This window comes from Bacillus nitratireducens, assembly GCF_001884135.1.
Classification (GTDB): Bacteria; Bacillota; Bacilli; order Bacillales; family Bacillaceae_G; genus Bacillus_A; species Bacillus_A nitratireducens.
In genome coordinates this window covers 64,762-81,324 of record NZ_MAOC01000004.1, presented here as the reverse complement: position 1 = coordinate 81,324, position 16,563 = coordinate 64,762, and the positions used below count along the sequence as shown (strand labels likewise).

18 protein-coding genes and 2 pseudogenes are annotated in these 16,563 nt (G+C 34.7%); 12 read left to right on the top strand and 8 right to left on the bottom strand.

The features are described from left to right. Positions 1-83 precede the first annotated feature (83 nt). The 3 genes from BAU23_RS01100 to BAU23_RS01090 are packed head-to-tail and all read left to right on the top strand — an operon-like array spanning position 84 to position 3,298. Complete coding sequence (locus tag BAU23_RS01100; protein ID WP_002138791.1) at positions 84-704, top strand: class D sortase; 621 nt, start codon at positions 84-86, stop codon at positions 702-704. A 54-nt stretch (positions 705-758) separates the two neighbouring features. Beyond that, on the top strand, positions 759-1,448 hold the full coding sequence (locus BAU23_RS01095; protein ID WP_016130401.1) for a response regulator transcription factor: 690 nt from the start codon (positions 759-761) through the stop codon (positions 1,446-1,448). Next, the gene (locus BAU23_RS01090) at positions 1,445-3,298 is read left to right on the top strand and encodes a sensor histidine kinase (protein ID WP_071733390.1); all 1,854 of its coding nucleotides are present in this window, start codon (positions 1,445-1,447) and stop codon (positions 3,296-3,298) included. The genes BAU23_RS01095 and BAU23_RS01090 overlap by 4 nt, the downstream gene beginning before the upstream one ends. A 208-nt stretch (positions 3,299-3,506) precedes the next feature. Here BAU23_RS01090 and thiT read toward each other — a convergent pair whose 3' ends face one another. Beyond that, entirely contained in the window at positions 3,507-4,166 is a 660-nt protein-coding gene (thiT, locus tag BAU23_RS01085) for an energy-coupled thiamine transporter ThiT (protein ID WP_001246564.1), read from the bottom strand. Positions 4,167-4,548: 382 nt separating this feature from the next. On the opposite strand from thiT, the gene BAU23_RS01080 reads away from it, so the two are divergent. The 3 genes from BAU23_RS01080 to BAU23_RS01070 are packed head-to-tail and all read left to right on the top strand — an operon-like array spanning position 4,549 to position 6,945. Then, positions 4,549-4,776, top strand: a complete 228-nt coding sequence (locus BAU23_RS01080) for a FeoA family protein (protein WP_000060510.1) — start codon at positions 4,549-4,551, stop codon at positions 4,774-4,776. Then, a complete protein-coding gene (feoB, locus tag BAU23_RS01075) occupies positions 4,773-6,761 on the top strand; it encodes a ferrous iron transport protein B (RefSeq protein ID WP_001044810.1) in 1,989 nt (662 codons plus the stop codon). The genes BAU23_RS01080 and feoB overlap by 4 nt, the downstream gene beginning before the upstream one ends. A gap of 16 nt (positions 6,762-6,777) precedes the next feature. After that, the gene (locus tag BAU23_RS01070; RefSeq protein ID WP_000989599.1) at positions 6,778-6,945 is read left to right on the top strand and encodes a FeoB-associated Cys-rich membrane protein; all 168 of its coding nucleotides are present in this window, start codon (positions 6,778-6,780) and stop codon (positions 6,943-6,945) included. Between the two features lie 49 nt (positions 6,946-6,994). Here BAU23_RS01070 and BAU23_RS01065 read toward each other — a convergent pair. The 5 genes and pseudogenes from BAU23_RS01065 to BAU23_RS01045 all read right to left on the bottom strand — a co-directional run. Further along, positions 6,995-7,108: pseudogene (locus tag BAU23_RS01065) on the bottom strand (IS3 family transposase); the annotation flags it as partial. 118 nt (positions 7,109-7,226) lie between these two features. Continuing rightward, on the bottom strand, positions 7,227-7,571 hold the full coding sequence (locus BAU23_RS01060; protein ID WP_001109640.1) for a hypothetical protein: 345 nt from the start codon (positions 7,569-7,571) through the stop codon (positions 7,227-7,229). A gap of 13 nt (positions 7,572-7,584) precedes the next feature. Continuing rightward, entirely contained in the window at positions 7,585-8,997 is a 1,413-nt protein-coding gene (locus tag BAU23_RS01055) for a WXG100 family type VII secretion target (protein ID WP_071733389.1), read from the bottom strand. 170 nt (positions 8,998-9,167) lie between these two features. Then, positions 9,168-9,299, bottom strand: a pseudogene (locus BAU23_RS01050) (YolD-like family protein); the annotation flags it as partial. A gap of 136 nt (positions 9,300-9,435) precedes the next feature. Beyond that, the gene (locus BAU23_RS01045; protein ID WP_071733387.1) at positions 9,436-10,014 is read right to left on the bottom strand and encodes a lipoprotein BA_5634 family protein; all 579 of its coding nucleotides are present in this window, start codon (positions 10,012-10,014) and stop codon (positions 9,436-9,438) included. A 404-nt stretch (positions 10,015-10,418) separates the two neighbouring features. On the opposite strand from BAU23_RS01045, the gene BAU23_RS01040 reads away from it, so the two are divergent. The 5 genes from BAU23_RS01040 (at position 10,419) to BAU23_RS01020 (ending at position 13,244) form a co-directional block, all read left to right on the top strand. Further along, entirely contained in the window at positions 10,419-11,084 is a 666-nt protein-coding gene (locus tag BAU23_RS01040; RefSeq protein WP_000110295.1) for a PspA/IM30 family protein, read from the top strand. A 79-nt stretch (positions 11,085-11,163) separates the two neighbouring features. Then, on the top strand, positions 11,164-11,568 hold the full coding sequence (locus BAU23_RS01035) for a DUF350 domain-containing protein (RefSeq protein WP_000220084.1): 405 nt from the start codon (positions 11,164-11,166) through the stop codon (positions 11,566-11,568). Between the two features lie 21 nt (positions 11,569-11,589). Next, entirely contained in the window at positions 11,590-12,096 is a 507-nt protein-coding gene (locus tag BAU23_RS01030; protein WP_000051748.1) for a DUF4178 domain-containing protein, read from the top strand. 12 nt (positions 12,097-12,108) lie between these two features. Then, on the top strand, positions 12,109-12,927 hold the full coding sequence (locus BAU23_RS01025) for a DUF4247 domain-containing protein (RefSeq protein WP_016130393.1): 819 nt from the start codon (positions 12,109-12,111) through the stop codon (positions 12,925-12,927). Positions 12,928-13,025: 98 nt separating this feature from the next. Further along, the gene (locus tag BAU23_RS01020; protein ID WP_000158333.1) at positions 13,026-13,244 is read left to right on the top strand and encodes a hypothetical protein; all 219 of its coding nucleotides are present in this window, start codon (positions 13,026-13,028) and stop codon (positions 13,242-13,244) included. Positions 13,245-13,362: 118 nt separating this feature from the next. Here the strand turns inward: BAU23_RS01020 and BAU23_RS01015 are convergent, their stop codons facing one another. Then, positions 13,363-14,235: a YitT family protein gene (locus tag BAU23_RS01015; protein ID WP_000738210.1), complete on the bottom strand. Its 873-nt coding sequence runs from the start codon at positions 14,233-14,235 to the stop codon at positions 13,363-13,365. Positions 14,236-14,491: 256 nt separating this feature from the next. On the opposite strand from BAU23_RS01015, the gene BAU23_RS01010 reads away from it, so the two are divergent. Continuing rightward, positions 14,492-14,821 (top strand): zinc-ribbon domain-containing protein, encoded by a 330-nt coding sequence (locus tag BAU23_RS01010; RefSeq protein WP_001268095.1) that lies wholly within the window; start codon positions 14,492-14,494, stop codon positions 14,819-14,821. A gap of 44 nt (positions 14,822-14,865) precedes the next feature. Here BAU23_RS01010 and BAU23_RS01005 read toward each other — a convergent pair whose 3' ends face one another. Further along, positions 14,866-15,900 carry a YdcF family protein gene (locus BAU23_RS01005; protein ID WP_000273519.1) on the bottom strand — a complete coding sequence of 345 codons (1,035 nt, stop codon included), beginning with the start codon at positions 15,898-15,900 and terminating at the stop codon, positions 14,866-14,868. Positions 15,901-16,563 lie beyond the last annotated feature (663 nt).

Here is a 16,563-nt window from a genome sequence, read left to right as displayed (position 1 = left end):
TATTTTTCTATAAAGAATGGGATAATTTCATATATTAAAAATGGTAGGTTATTCCTACCATTTTTTGCATGGAGGGATGGAACATGAAGTTACTCAATTATATCGGTATCATATTGATGGCCATAGGGCTATTCATGGGATCGTATTACGCTGTGGAATGGTATAAAGGAAAAAGCTCTGCTCAAGAATTAACGAAAGAAGAAATAAAGAGCCTTAAAAATATACAAGATAATCAACTTTCACATGAAACACCTGTAACTTCCCAAGTACCTTCTTCTCAAACCGAGCATAAAGAAGGAGAAAAGGTAGCAATGTTAAATATACCGAAAATAAAGAAGAAGTTTTCTATATATTGGGGAGCAAATGATGCAACATTGAAAAAAGGAGTCGGTATGTTTGTTAGTGATTTAACGACAACACCATCTGGAGGGGGACATACTGTACTGAGTGGGCATCGAGATACTGTATTTACAGATCTAGGAGAGTTAAAAGAAAAGGATAACCTTATTTTGGAGTATGATAATAAAATTTACACATACGAAATTCAAAAGACATGGATTACACATGCGGATGATCGCACTGTTATTGTAAAAAAAGAAGAACCGACATTAACACTGACGACTTGCTATCCATTTGATTATATAGGGGATGCACCGGATCGATATATTATCGAGGCAAAGTTAATTACGAGCAATTCAAAATAAAATTATCAAGTACAAAATGCTAGCTACTTAAAATGAGAGGGGGAGACATAGATTATGTCAAAAAACATTTTAATTGTTGAAGATGAAGATATTTTACGCGAAATATTAAAGGATTACTTTTTGAGTGAACAATATAAAGTGCTTGAAGCGAGAGATGGAAAAGAAGCTTTAGTCTTATTTGAAGAAGAAGAGGTCGATTTAGTTATACTTGATATTATGTTACCAGAACTAGATGGATGGTCTGTTTGCCGAAGGATTCGTAAGACGTCGGGGGTTCCAATTATTATGCTGACGGCACGTGTAGATGAAGATGATACGTTACTTGGGTTTGAGCTTGGGGCAGATGATTATGTTACGAAACCATATAGTCCGCCTATTTTATTAGCGAGAGCGAAACGATTATTAGAAAGTAGACAAGCATCAAAGAAACCTTTGGAAAATGAAGATGATACATTATCAATTCATGGCATTCACGTCCATTTTCCGTCACGTACTGTTACTGTTGATGAGGCAGACATTACTTTAACACATACAGAATTTGAAATATTGGCTTATTTCATGAAAAATCAAGGGATTGTTTTAACGAGAGAACAGTTAATTTCAAGAATTTGGGGGTACGAATTTGCTGGTGATGATCGAACGGTTAATAGTCATATTCGTAATTTGCGAAATAAATTAGGAGAGAAAGCAAAGTACATTACAACTGTAGTGCGAACCGGTTATAAATTCGAGGGGAACATATGAGAAAAGGGATTGTACTTAAATTATTTACCCTTACAACAGCTCTATGTATGTTGATTTTAGCGACGATATTTATTGGTCAAACGATATTTTTTAAACAATATTATGCGAACCGAAAAGTAGAAGATATTAAAGTGAATTTAAATTCCTTTGAGAAGAATTATTTGAATTATGTAGGAAATGCAGAAGGAATTCAGAAGCTGGAGCAAGATTTTTTAAGAGAAAATAATACGTGGATTACGATATTAGATCAGAATGGGAATTTAAAACATGTGGATGATTTTTATTTTGAAGTAACGATAGACCGTAAGCAACAGAAGAGCTTTGGACAACAAATATTCAAGATTCCCTTAGGTAATCTCGTCAATATAGAGGAGATTGATAATAAATTATCAGAGAACTTTTCAGGACAAGAAATTTCTTTTTCTGGAGTGAGAAAAGAAGAAAGTTTTATTCCATTCTCTTTCTCGTTAGGTAAGCAAAATTTAAGTGGATCTAATAAACCGTTAGAAAAAGCATTTAATGAGAAAATGATTAAATTAGATCAGGAGAAAAAGAAAGCAGATGAGGAACAAGTTGTTAAGGAAAAGAAGCCGGCCGTTCAGGAGCAAGCTGCTCAGGAATTAAATGCTCCCATAGTAGGACGTGTTACGAAAGTACAGTTCCCCGATGTAAAAGGTCCTGTAAATCCAATTTATAAAAATAATTTATTTTTGGATAATATAAAAGAATTTCAAGCTGATTTATTATTAAAAGAAGGTAAGAACATACAAGATACAACACGAATAATGGACTATGAAAAAAATGATATAAAATATAAATTATTAATTAAACCAAAAAAAGAAAAAGACGGATCGGTAACATATATATATGCGATGGCTTCTTTACAGCCTGTAGATGAGGCTGTACAAATGGTGCAAGATTATTACATCTATATTGTTGCATTTGTAGTCGTTCTAATTTTTCTAGCTTCGTTTTATTACTCAAAACAAATTGCAAAACCGCTACTAAAAATAAATGATACAACGAAGAAAATAGCTCATTTGGATTTCACAGAAAAAATTCCGATTACTTCAAAAGATGAAATTGGTGATTTATCGCAAAATATTAATACATTATCTAATAAACTACATTCACATATTGGACAGTTAGAACAAGATATTGAAAAAGAAAGAAAGTTAGAAAACACAAGGAAAGAATTTATTGCGGGTGTATCGCATGAACTAAAAACGCCGCTGAGTATTATGAAAAGCTGTATTTCCATTTTAAAAGATGGGGTAGCTGAACATAAGAAAGACTACTATTTTCAGGCGATGGAAAAAGAAGTAGACAAGATGGATATACTAATTTTGGATATGCTTGAATTAGCTAAATTTGAGTCTGGCACATATAACATGAAGATGGATTCTTTCTATATAGATGGAGTGATTGAAGAAATATGTGAACAGCTTTCATCAGAGATAGAGAAAAAAGAACTGAGTGTGCACAAGCATATATGTCCAGCTGAAGTGGTTGGGAATCAAAATAGAATTGAACAAGTCATCGTGAACTTCATTACGAATGCAATACGTTATACACCACATAAAGAAGATATTATTATTTCCACAATAGACGGGAAGGATCATATAAAAGTATGTATTGAAAATAAAGGTGCTCACATTGAAGAAGAACAATTAGATAAAATTTGGGATCGTTTTTATCGCGTGGATGCGGCAAGGAAACGTTCACAAGGTGGAACAGGGCTTGGCCTTGCAATTTCAAAAAATATTTTAGAACTGCACAATGCTGAATATGGGGTGAAGAATACCGAAGATGGTGTGTTATTTTACTTCTATTTACCGAAAAAAGCGTAGACAATATTATCTACGCTTTTTTAATTTATTTTCATATTATCTTTACCTAATCTTTATTTTGGAGCAGTATACTTTGAATAGAAAATGAGGTTATGTAAGGAGTCGATGAACCGTGCATAGCAATTGGCTAAGTATAATGGTATTTATTTTCTTTTGTGCATTTATTGTATTTTTAATTGATATTACGATATGAAAAAAAGAGCGCTAATTAAGCGCCCTTTTTTTGTGTATTCATTTGATAAGCACCGATGCTTTTGAATAAGCGTGGTGAAGTTGTAAATAAAAGAATTAGTAATACAGTACATAGTATGAAAGAACCGATCATGGTACTGCCGTTTACAATTAATGAATATAGCACAGCTGATTGTCCTTTCGGTGCATATTGTCCCCAGAAAATAATACCAGCGATAAAATGACAGAAATAGCGTGCAAAGCTACCGACAAATGTTGCAATGATAATGTAAACGAGTGCTTTTTTTCCTTTGTTTTGTTTTGGTTTATCTTTTCGACTACCAAAACTTGAATGCTCTGCATTACTGTTGTCTGAGGCAAGTGCTTTTTGAATTGGACGATAGAATAAACCAGCAAAGCCGATAAAGGCAAAGGCAATGAAGTACTCAATGAATGCTTGAACTGGTGTTAGAATGTAAGCATCGCCTACGACAATTTGTAAAAGCCCCCAAATTAAGCCTCCTAAGAAAGCCCTTTTGAAGCCCCAGCGGTATGCGATAATAAAAATAGGAATCATAGCAAATGAAATGGAACCGCCTGTTGGAAGTTTAATTGATAATGGTAGAATGTCGATAATCAAGGCGAAGGCTGCAAGAATAGCAGATTCGATCATCGCTTGTAAATTGGTGTTACGCATGTTGTCTCCCCCTATATCCAAGTTGCACAAAAAAGAACATTATCATAGGAGGATACGAAATACGTAAATAAAAAAAGAGGTGTGTATTTCGGACGTTTGCACAATTCTTGCGTTAGCATTAACTAACAGGTTCAAAGGGTCGGAACGAATTGTTCCCTCTCAGCGGTAAGGCTCCCCCTGTGATAACGAGATTCTTTATTTGCTATTGTTTATTGTAAGCGAAATGGATGAGAATGGCAAATGAATACCGTATGACAATTATTGAAATAGAATTGTAGCGAAATGTTAATAAATATGAAGCAAAAGGGTATAGTCCAATTGAAATAGAGTATGATATAATTTTTTTGAAAATAATTATCATTCTCTTCTGAGGGGGAAGGTTATGAGCTTAGTAGATATTAAAATTGGTGAGAAAGTGTTAGTAAAAAGTATTCAGTCGTTAGATCAGTTATTGAAGCGTAGACTAGCTGCTTTCGGTCTTGCGGAAGGAAGCGAGCTTCGCATAAAACAAAAAGCGATGTTTAAAGGTCCTTGTACATTGGAGTGTCGTGGGCAGTTAATTAGTATTCGTCATTGTGACGCGAAAATGATAAAGGTGGAATTAGCGTGAATAAGGTTGCTTTGCTAGGGAATCCGAATACAGGGAAAACATCATTATTTAATGCACTTACTGGTTCTTATGAGTATGTAGGGAACTGGAGCGGTGTAACAGTAGAAAAGAAGGTTGGTAAATTAAAAGATAAGCAAGGAACATTAATTGATTTACCAGGCGTGTATGATTTGAATCCAGTTTCACGCGATGAAGGTGTTGTTACGAATTTTCTACTCACAGACGAATTTCATCATATGTTAAATATAGTGGATTCTTCGCAATTCGAGCGAAATATGCATTTAACATTGCAATTACTTGAATTTGGTAAGCCCGTTTCAATTGGTTTAAATATGGTTGATGTGGCAAAGCAAAGAGGAATTGTGATTAATGTAAAACGGTTATCAGAAATATTAGGTGTAACAGTCGTTCCTGTCATCGCAAGAACCGGAAAAGGCTGTGAAGAATTACTTACTACTCTTCATGAAGAGAAACAAAAAGAGAAACAGCCATTCCTTATTTCATATGGTGTACAAATGGATGAAGGAATCGAAGAGGTAATTTCTCTTTTAGAGACAGCGAATTATGAGCATCCGAGATGGTTAGCTCTTCAATTTTTAAGTAATAACGAAGTAGTAGAAAAAGAAATGAAAGCATTACCAATTTATAAGGAACTTGTAGCCATTCGATCTCGCTTAGAAGGAAAACTTGATTGTACGTTAGAAGAGCACATTTACAAAACTCGTGAAGCGTATATTGAAAAGTTAAAAACAAATGTTATGAAGCATGAGAAAGAAGGAAAAATTCCTTTTTCGGAAAAAATTGATAGATTAATTACACATAAAATTTTAGGACTTCCAATCTTTTTAGCAGTTATGTTTTTTATTTTTCAGGTTACGTTTACGTGGATTGGTACACCTTTATCGGATATGTTAGATGGCTTTTTTGGTGGACAGCTTACAGATTGGGTGACGGCTGGGCTCACAAGTGTTGGAGCTTCTGATTTTATTCAAGCGCTCGTTACAGAAGGTATTATTGCTGGTGTTGGTGCAGTATTAGTATTCGTTCCACAAATCTTTGCACTATTCTTTTTCATTTCATTATTAGAAGACTCAGGATATATGGCGCGAATTGCAGTTGTTATGGATAGAATTATGGAGTTCTTCGGTTTAAACGGAAAAGCGTTCATTCCGATGATTATCGGTTTTGGGTGTAATGTTCCAGGTATTATGGCAGCGAGAACGATTGAACAAGAAAAAGAACGTTTACTGACAGTGCTTGTAACACCGTTTATGTCTTGTTCAGCACGTTTACCTGTATATGCATTATTTGCGGGAGTGTTCTTCCCTAATAGTCAGGCAACTGTTGTATTTTCTTTATATGTTGCAGGTATTGTTCTTGCGTTATTAGTTACAAAAATTATGTCTCTTACTATTTTAAAAGCAGAAAAGTCCATTTTTGTCATTGAACTACCGCCGTACCGCGTACCACAAGCGAAAACGTTATGGCTAAGTACGTGGGAGAAAGGGAAAGGATTTGTTCGTAAAGCAGGTACATTCATCTTCGGTGGTTCTGTTGTCATTTGGTTATTAAACTATGCAGGTCCATCAGGATTTGGTGTTGATATGGGAGACAGTTACTTAGCGATGATTGGTGGGTTTATCGCACCACTATTTGCACCGCTCGGCTTTGGAACGTGGCAAGCCGCAGCATCTCTTTTAACAGGATTTTTGGCGAAAGAAGTTGTCGTTTCTACAATGGCAATTATTTATGCGGTGAAAGAAGATGTGTTAGGAAATGTTATGGGAGCACATTATACTGCGTTATCAGCATATGCATTTATGTTCTTTATTTTATTATATGTTCCGTGTTTAGCGACAGTAGCTGTTATTAAACGTGAAACAGGATCAGCGAAGTGGACGATTTTCTCTGTCGTTTATCCACTCGTTGTTGCTTATGTATTAACGTTCATTATATACCAAGTTGGATCCTTACTCGGATTCTAGAAGGAGATGTATTAGAGTGATGGTCAATATTATAATTGGAGCTATCATTTTTGGTTATGCAGCATACACGTTAGTTAATTTTGTAAAGAGAAGTAAAAAGGGAAAATGCGCAGCATGCTCTTTAAATAAGTCATGTCAGTCGCAAACTTGTAGTCCGGATATGGAGCAAGTTGCTCATAAATAGAAAAAAGCTTTGTGAATTTGAATTGAACCCAAAAAGTTAGACAAATATATTAAGCAGCTACTAAGGATTGAACTCTGTATTGCACAGGGGACAATCCTTTTAGTTTTGTTTTAATTCTTTTGTGATTGTAGTAATGAATATAAGTTTCTAGTTCTTGCTTAAATTGTTCCATTTACTGCTTGTATTTTATCTTTTGAAGAAAATTTAGCCATAAAAAATGCACCTCCAATTGTTAATTATGTGTCTAACAATTGGGGTGCACTTCATTACAGGCAGTCTTTTTAATCTACTTCAATATCTCGTCCTTCTGTCATCACTTTATTTCTCCAAAGCAAAAGTAATCTCCTAAATTCTGAAGTTTCTAATTTACATTGATTATTTGGTGGGCTAATGTAATAATTAATCGCGCTTGTATATTTAGGTTCAATAAATACAGCAGCAGCATTGTATTCTAGTTCATAACTAGGGTACTTTCCCTCTACGACATGGTCTAAAACTTCTATGTATTCATCCGCTTCATCTTCATCTAGGTTTTCTATAAAATCAGATACAATAGCAATTTCTTTTGGTAAACGAATTCTTAGTCCACCAAATGGGTCACGCCAAAATTCATGTGAATAATTCATTAATACAACCTCACTATCTTCTCGTATATTTTGGATAAGCAGTGGTAATTTCTCCGTTTTCAATAATCATCTCAACCTTAAATCCAGAAGAAGTTTGCCCTACGTATTTATTTGGAGCGATTTGAACACGATTGGTATATGCTTCTTTAATAGAATCAACTACCCGGACTCTATTCCAATCCTTAGGGAAAAATGAAGATTTAGCTTGTTTTACAATACCATCAACCTTTACTTCTGCAACATATACTCCTGCAGGATTTGGTGGCCTAGTAACGCGAATTATCTCTCCCCCCATCATATTCTCGTGATGATAACCAACAGCTTTTAATCCCCACCATTTTTGTCTTACTTCACCATGAAAAACATGCTCCATAAGTGATGAGTCAAATTTATATGGCGTGTTCCCACTGGAAGCTCCTTCACGACTAGCAAACTGAAGGGTCGATAGCTTTTCCTCAGCTGCCCTAAAATCAGGTGTATCAAATACAGAGCGTATATTATTTCCACCAGCTAAAGCAAACTCATTGCGATTACGATTGAATAAGGATGCAGCGTCTTGCAAGCTTTGATTAGCAGTTCGTGAAATCTCAGCTAATTTTGTGCCAGGGTTCAACATTGCAATTTTATCCATGCCTTTTGTTCCTACGAATAGTTGTCCAACAGCCAATATAGTATGACCAGCCGCGCTTCCATACCATTCTGCACCACTATACGAGTCACCATTGGTAACATCACGATTCCAAGAATCAGAAATTGTTTGTTTTATCGCATTGAACGTCTCAACTGGGTGAGAAACGGCTTCAATCGTGTTATTAAATGTGTCAATTGGATGGATAACTGCATCTGCAAGTCCTAATAATTCATCACCTATAGCGTCGCCCATTCCCTTTTTTAAGTGATAGGGGACACCTAATCCAGCTTTTTCAAAAGCAGATTCGATTTCACCATCTATAGTGTCTTTTATTTTATTCACATCTTTATACGCTGCATCAATACCATGTTTAAATTTATCATATAAAGACTCATCGGAATTTTTTACTTTACTAAGATCCTCATAAGTTTCCTTGAGACCATGCCAAACCTTGTCACGTAAAGATCCATCATTTTTCTCACTATTTAACTTACCACACATTACTCCTTCTTCAAGATTTCCATCATATGAAGCATCTGCGGTACAGAATTTTTCGGCAATTCGTTTCAAATCCTCTTCCACTTTTATAATCGAATTGATAGATGTAAAAGCTTTTGGTCTTGCATCATTGAACATTTGAATGAACTGTTGGTTAGAGGCACCAATCCATTGAAAACACAAATGATCTATTTCATTACATAGATTATTATGTATAGTTTCTAATGCGATTCTGGTATTATTTGCACGATTAGCAACTTCTTCTAGCATTTCAGGTGTTACTTTGATTTGAACCATTTCTTTCCTCCCTTTCCCCCAATTAAAATTATGAGATAAAAGAAAAAAATGTAAATACGGAAACTTTAGATTAGTATAATAATATTTATGTGAAATAAAATCTGCTTAATTGTAAATAAAGCTTATGTGTATGTAAAGTAACAATAAGAGCCACGATTGTGAGCGTTTTTTTATTTTGCATCAATAATATCAATAAACTTCAAAGTCATATTATTATAAAATGCATCCGTACAAATTATAGATTTATTCAGCGGATCAATGTCAACGACAGTCATATAGCAAGTACGTAAAAAAACACCTTCAGTACCTTCTAGATATCGTTTTACTGCTTGTATTTTATCCTTTGAAGAAAATTTAGCCATAAAAAATGCACCTCCAATTGTTAATTATGTGTCTAACAATTGGGGTGCACTTCAATTTCGCAAAGCTTTTTTTGTTTTACTTTTTAATTTTTACAAGTTGAGAAGCTTCTACACCATTTGCTCCAGGTAGCTCTTTGCTTGGGTCTTTATCAAATTTCAAAACACCTACAGATTTTTCTTCACCTTTTACATTTACATATGTTGCATCATCAACGATAGCAAACATATCTGCATAAGAACGACCATCACCGATAATTGTGTTGCCTTCATATTTTAATTTTACTCCATCAAGCGTAGCATTTTCTACCTTCTCTTTTGCAAATAGCACGCCTTCTTCTGCTGTTACAGCTGGTAATTTATCGATTGCTTTTGTATCATCATTTTTATCGACTTTTTTAAGTAGTTCTTTCTTAACAAGTTCATCACCAGTTTTCTTATCCATTACAAGTACTTTTTTACCCTCTAATGTTGCCATTTTCATTTTATAGAAGTCTTTTTCTTTTACTTCTTTCTTATTTTGATCTGTAATTTTTTGAACTTGCTCTTCTGATCCGTATAATACTAAGCCGTTCGCTTTCTCTCCTAATAAAGAACAACCTGATAATGCTCCAAGTGAAATTGCTGCTGCTAATCCGATTCCTACTAATTTTTTCATGATGATTTCTCCTTTTTATATGTTTTATAGTAAATACAGTTTTTGTATTAGTCCTGAAATGATGAGAAGCTTGTTTGTTGCTTCTGGTATTAGTGTATAAGAAATAACGAAACGTAACTATCGAGTTAGCTTACAGTAACATTACAATAATGTAATTTAGTGAAAGTACATAAAAATAAGTCAATTCTAAAGAGAATGAATGAGAATATATTAGGAATACAATGTTTTATATGGAATGTCATATTATATTGGCTGTATTTTGGAAATAACATGTAAGGGCATCTTAGTTTTGTTATAATAAACACATAGGTCGTAAAAATGAATATTCTTTACTGTAAAGGGAGATTTTTCAGTTTTCCAAGTAGTGAATTTGAAATATGAGGTATATCATAGGAGGAATTTGGATGTCTGTATTTAAACGATTAAGAGACTTAACTATGTCGAATGTGTATTCATTAATTGAGAAAGCGGAAGATCCAGTTAAGATGACGGATCAATATTTACGTGATATGCAAGCGGATGTACAAGAAGCTGAGAAAAGTGTTGCGGCTCAAATCGCACTTGAGAAGAAATTCAAATTATTATTTGAAGAGCAAGAAGCACTTGTGAAAAAACGTGAAGAGCAAGCTCATATGGCTGTTCAAGCAAGCAATCTTGATCTTGCGCGTCGTGCTCTTGAAGAAAAACAAAACGCAGAGCAAAAGATGAATGAGTATAAAGCAAGCTATGAGCAAAACAAAGCTGCTGCCGATAATCTTCGCCTGAAGCTAGAAGAAATGCGTAAGCAATTAACAGAGCTGAAAAATAAACGTGAAACACTTGTAGCACGTGTAAATGCAGCGAAAGCACAAAAGAATATTAATCAGGCGATGTCTGGATTCGATTCAAATTCAGCAAAAGCTGGTTTAAGCCGTATGGAAGAGAAAGCTCTTCAATTAGAGGCTGAAGCAGAAGCAAGTGGTGAAGTGTACAAAAAAGAAAAGTCATTAGATGATGAATTCGCAAGCTTAAATAAAAATTCTGCTGTTGACGATGAATTAGCTCGTATTATGAAGCAGTACGAGAAATAATATAGAATAGACAAAGAAACCGACATGTCTGAAGAGAATTCATGTCGGTTTTCTATTATCTTTTAGAGGAGGTTTTGCAATGACGTGGATGAATGTTTTAGCCATGCTTGTATGGACTGGAGCGAGTGCGGTACTTTTATTTGCAATTATGTGGGTTGATTCGATTTTTACAAAATACAATGATTTAAAAGAGATAAAAAATGGAAACACAGCAGTGACAACACGTTTCGTTATGAAATTATTCGCTCAAGGATACATTTTGTCACAATCGATTACGAAAGCGAATGATTTATGGCAAGCGCTTCTTGCTTCAGCAGTTTCTTTCGTTATTTTATTAGTGGTAGAAATGTTCATTGAGTTTGTGTTAAAGAAAATGTCAGGTTTAGATTTAGAAGAAGGAACGAAAGAAGGCAGCGTAGCACATGCGATGTTAGCTGGTTCATTACATATCGTTGGGGCACTTATTTTAGGTGCTTGTTTATAAAGAGAAAAGGAGGGGTAGATTGTGAGCTTATTTAAACGTATTAAAAATATAATGAAAAGCCCGGAGCCGCCAAAGCCAGAAAAGAGTCTGTTAACGTTAGCTCCTGGCGATATGATTGAAGTTTCATTAGTCATGTACGAATTAACTGGGAAAACGAGTATGCATTCTCGCAAGGAGATCGTTTTAACTTTGCAGGACGGGAAAGATATTCGTTATTTAAAAATTGAAGACCGTGAAAATACGTATTACAAATTGTATACACCGATTGACGGTCGTTTAGATTCAATTGATGAAATTCCGACGACGATTGAAATGGATGATATAGAGTATCATATGGAAGAACAATATAATGGACGTGTTGTTGTAATGGGAAAAACGCCATTCGCTGCTTCAGAAGAACAGTATGTATGGGAATTCCAGTCTGACAACCGCAAATTATTACGTGTTGAATGGCAAAATGGTCGCACAATGATGTATGAGGGAGAAGCAATTATTCCTGCTGATGTACAAATCATAAGAGCAACATAAGGGGGCGTAATCATGTCAAACCGATTGTTTACCATGATTAAATCGTTCGTAATCCCTATACTTGCTATCGTTACATTACTTGTTATTGCCGGTTATGCTTTATCGGGCTGTCAAAGTGGTCAGGCGAAGTCAATTCAGGACCGTTATCCGCTAGAGTCTGTCGCAAAGGATGGTAAACAAGAATCTTACGTGTATAGGGCTGCCAATCGGTCAGTTCCTGAAGTTGCAAAGGAACTTATAGCCGAAAGGAAACCGAAGCAAGCATCTAAAGAAGACGAAAATCAAATGTTCCTCGTTTATTCCGATAAAATGTATAGTTTACAAAAGGATAAAGAGAAACCATCTGATACGTTAATTGAAATAAGTAATGAAGAATTTGTCCGTCAAAATTACCAACCATCCTTCTTACAAGGATATATTATGGGGAGTATATTAAACGATATATTCGGTTCTAGAAAATCATCATACGGTGATTATCGCGGATATAATGACAGACAAAATCATAAACCGGTTATCCCGGAAAGACCACCTACGAAAGAAGAAAAGAAAACCCCGCCTCCAATTACGAAGGAAGGGAAAGGATCTATCATTAAGCGAGGCGATAATGTAGATCCGAAACCATCTGTAGGTGATAAAGGAAGTATTACGGAAAAAGGAAGTAAAACGACGCCTCCGCCTTCTACCGGAAGCAAAGGGAAGATTACAAAAACACCAGGTGGCTCGAGCGGATCAGATGTGAAGCCGAAATCGTCTATTAAAACGCCGCCAAAGAATACATCTCCCCCGAAAACGAGGGTTGGTGGTTCAGGAAAGATTACGAAGAGAAGATAGTTATAGAGGCCGAAAAGTGGAATTTTCTTTTCGGTCTTTTTATTATGGAAATTAATTCCTTGTAGCTGGTACAATTAAGCTATAAGGAGGAGATTAGTATGACTATATATAAAAGGTTTAGTTTAATTATGTTCCTCGTCTTATTTCTCAGCTTGTTTATTAGCACAACGATGAAATTTCACTTTGTAGTAGGTATTCTATGGATACTATGTACATGTACTCTTTTTCTGTATGTTCCGCTTCGTTTTCAACATGAATTGCCGGCCTTTCAAAAATATGTAGCATGGATTAAGAGAGGAGGAAGATGGGGGAAGTGAAATTAGATCGGCAATTATTGAAATATATCGACTTACTTACAAAAACTGACAACGGTAGCGACTAATAATAAAAAGAGGGTGTGCCAAATTGTTGGCACACCCTCTTTTTTCATAATGATTAATGAATATCACGTTTCTTAAAGTTACCGCCTTTTACTTCAGCTACGTCATAAACTGTAATAAAGGCATTAGGATCGATTTCATTAATCAGGTCCTTCATTTTACTTTCTTCTAAACGGTTAATTACACAAGAAATTTCTTTGAATTTCTCTCTTGAATAACCACCGTATACTTCGTTATACGTTGCGCTTCGTCCTAAACGATCGCGAATTGTTTCTACCATTAATTCAGGCTCTTTTGTGATGATTTTAAATGTTTTCGAACCACTTAAACCAACTTCAACGATATGAATCACTTTCGAAGCGATAAAGTAAGCAATTGCCGAAAGGATAGCCCCTTGAAGACCGAATACTGTTGATACGAAAATAAATACGAACATATTTAAGAATAAAATAAGGTCACTTGTTCCAAAAGGTAACTTACGAGAAAGTAATACAGCTAGCATATCGATTCCATCTAATGCGCCGCCGTTACGTAGTGCTAGTCCCATACCAAAACCGATAATAATACCACCAACCACTGTAACGAGTAATGTATCACCTTCAATAATAGTTGGTATTCCGTGCATGACAACAGTACCTATTGCTAACGAAGCAATCCCGATAATAGAATAAATTGCAAAACTTTTACCAATTTGTTTATATCCTAACCAAACGAAAGGAATGTTAATAACTGCGATTAGAGCTCCTAATGGCAATCCAAATAATCTTGAACTAACGATACTTAAACCAGTCACACCACCGTCTGATACGTTATTTGGAATTAATACCGCTTCTAATCCGTATGCTGTGATAAATGCCCCAATAATAATCATCAAAGCTTTGGAAGCGATTTTTAGCTTATTGGGCTTACTCTTGATCATTTTTTTCATATAATTTCCTCGTTTCAAACTAGTTTCTTTTTCTTGCATGTTTGCTAATCAGTTCGACTCATGCCTAACAACCATTTTAACATTATATTTGAAAAAATTCTCCTTTACTGGATGGATGCAGGGAATATTATCACCATAGCAGTATGTTAAATACACTCATATATGATTGATACGCATAAAAAATAGGAATGTTTCCAATTGAAATATAATAGTATGATATGTATGTTTTGGCCACTGATCTTAAGGGGGAGATTCTTTGAGATATTGTACGAAATGTGGGAATGAAACGAATGAGGAGAACAAGTTTTGTGGACAGTGCGGTGAGAGTCTTAGTTATAAAACGGTAGAGGAAAGTTTTGTGAATAGCAATTCTAATAGTAGTATAGAAGTTTTTTCTTTAGTTGGTTTTATCACCGGATTAATATCTTGGTTTATTAACTTATGGGGGCTTATTGGCACTATAGCTATCGTGTTTTCTATATTAGGCTTAAATAAAAAAGTGACGGGCACGAGTAAAACATTTGCTATTGTTGGAATGGTTTCTGGAATTATTAATGTGTTGTACGCTGTTATGTTACTTGTTTGAATTAAAAAAAGTCCCCTATTCATAGAAGGGGACTTTAATAGTTGTTACGAAAATATAATACTGATTACCGCTAGGAATAACGAGAATCCTAAAATAGCTCCGCAAACTTTCATATGACGTTTACGTCCCATCACAACAATTGCAACATATTCACGAATCATTGCGTTAGGCCAGTAATAAAATGCAGTTTTTGATCCGATTCCTTGGCTATTAAGACCCGCTTGTCTTGCATATATACCAGCGCGGAAAAGGTGGAAATTGTTCGTTGTAAAAATACTTCTATACTTACCTTCAGGCTTTAAAGAATCCATAATTTTTTTAGAGAACGACATATTTTGATACGTGTTTACAGAGCGATTTTCTTGCACTGTATGTTCAAGCGGAATTCCTTTTTCAACAGCGTATTTTTGCATTGCTTCTGCTTCTGGAAGGCCTTCATCTGGACCTTGCCCACCAGAGAAAATAATTGTTGGTGGTGTATTCACAGCAGCTTGTTTCCAGTAGAAGTCAATTGCTTTATTAATACGACTTGCAAGTAACGGTGGTACTTTATCATTAATTAAGCCGCTACCAAGAACGATGATGAAATCTTGATTACGCCTTGGTCTGTTGAATTGATATAAAAAATAAGCGGTTAAGAAGTTAGATAGGTGTATAAAGAAATATACACTTATAAGAAAAATACCAGCAAAAATAGGCTGAAAATGTGATGAGAATAAACTTGCTGGATTTATAATAGGGAGTAACATCAAGAATAAAATCCCTAAAGCTGCAATAAGTGTTAAACAGTTAGTAAAACGTCTACCTTCTCGTTTCATTAAAATTCTCGCATTAAGAAATAACCCAAACATTAAAGCAACAATACCGAAAGGAATCATAATGATAAGTGCTAAAATAGGTAAAAATATAGTGTAGCGTAGAGTGTCACTACCTGAGTCATAGGATGTAATCATGCAAAAAAGAAGGAAAAAACAGAAAAAGGCATTAAATAAAAAACCGTTTATTATTTTCCGTGGGTCTTTTAAGTAAGAGATAAGAAAAATAATAAACAATATAAGAGGAATAATTCCGAAATACATAAATATAGTACACCTCAATTTGTATAATAATTTGACATACATTCTATATTACATGATTTTATAATTGGAAATGAAAGAAAAAGGATTTTGAATTTTCTTAATAATATATATGGATACATATGTTAAAATGTATTCAAGGCGATATATTAAAAGTAAAATGGTTGAAGAGGCACTCTGTGGAGTGTCTTTTTCTTTTTGGTATGTAATTCTGCATATTATGTTTATTTTCAAGGGAAGAGGATTAAAATATAAGTTGTGGATACACGCTATAAAGCAGAATTTTATATTAATAGTTACCTCTACTCTTTTTGTACCTAACAATCTTGTAACAATTCATGATTCTGTTTTCTAGTGTGTGTTTACAAAAAGCGGGATGAGGTATATATAAACAGGGGAAAGGACGTCTTCTTGAAAGGCGTCTTTTTGTTTCTTAGTATAGATAATTTCCACTATTAATGTAGTGCAAACTATCTATACTAAACATTAGCAATCTTCCATATAAATATTATCAATTCACTATATATTCCAGCGTTGTTAAGCTACATATGAAAGGCTTTCTTTTTCAAAATATTACCCCTAATAAAATTTTGAAGAAGTCAACTGTCTCCAAACTTGCCATTAATGCTTAGAGAAAAAGCACTCAATTTGAGTGCTTTTTCTTAT

Bases quoted from the DNA above. Each gene is read 5' to 3' on its own strand.
- BAU23_RS01040 (WP_000110295.1), top strand. From the start codon at position 10,419: ATGTCTGTATTTAAACGATTAAGAGACTTAACTATGTCGAATGTGTAT.
- BAU23_RS01095 (WP_016130401.1), top strand. From the start codon at position 759: ATGTCAAAAAACATTTTAATTGTTGAAGATGAAGATATTTTACGCGAA.
- BAU23_RS01020 (WP_000158333.1), top strand. From the start codon at position 13,026: ATGACTATATATAAAAGGTTTAGTTTAATTATGTTCCTCGTCTTATTT.
- BAU23_RS01005 (WP_000273519.1), bottom strand. From the start codon at position 15,900: ATGTATTTCGGAATTATTCCTCTTATATTGTTTATTATTTTTCTTATC.
- BAU23_RS01080 (WP_000060510.1), top strand. From the start codon at position 4,549: ATGAGCTTAGTAGATATTAAAATTGGTGAGAAAGTGTTAGTAAAAAGT.
- thiT (WP_001246564.1), bottom strand. From the start codon at position 4,166: ATGCGTAACACCAATTTACAAGCGATGATCGAATCTGCTATTCTTGCA.
- BAU23_RS01090 (WP_071733390.1), top strand. From the start codon at position 1,445: ATGAGAAAAGGGATTGTACTTAAATTATTTACCCTTACAACAGCTCTA.
- BAU23_RS01015 (WP_000738210.1), bottom strand. From the start codon at position 14,235: ATGAAAAAAATGATCAAGAGTAAGCCCAATAAGCTAAAAATCGCTTCC.
- BAU23_RS01025 (WP_016130393.1), top strand. From the start codon at position 12,109: ATGTCAAACCGATTGTTTACCATGATTAAATCGTTCGTAATCCCTATA.
- BAU23_RS01045 (WP_071733387.1), bottom strand. From the start codon at position 10,014: ATGAAAAAATTAGTAGGAATCGGATTAGCAGCAGCAATTTCACTTGGA.
- BAU23_RS01060 (WP_001109640.1), bottom strand. From the start codon at position 7,571: ATGAATTATTCACATGAATTTTGGCGTGACCCATTTGGTGGACTAAGA.
- BAU23_RS01055 (WP_071733389.1), bottom strand. From the start codon at position 8,997: ATGGTTCAAATCAAAGTAACACCTGAAATGCTAGAAGAAGTTGCTAAT.
- BAU23_RS01035 (WP_000220084.1), top strand. From the start codon at position 11,164: ATGACGTGGATGAATGTTTTAGCCATGCTTGTATGGACTGGAGCGAGT.
- BAU23_RS01100 (WP_002138791.1), top strand. From the start codon at position 84: ATGAAGTTACTCAATTATATCGGTATCATATTGATGGCCATAGGGCTA.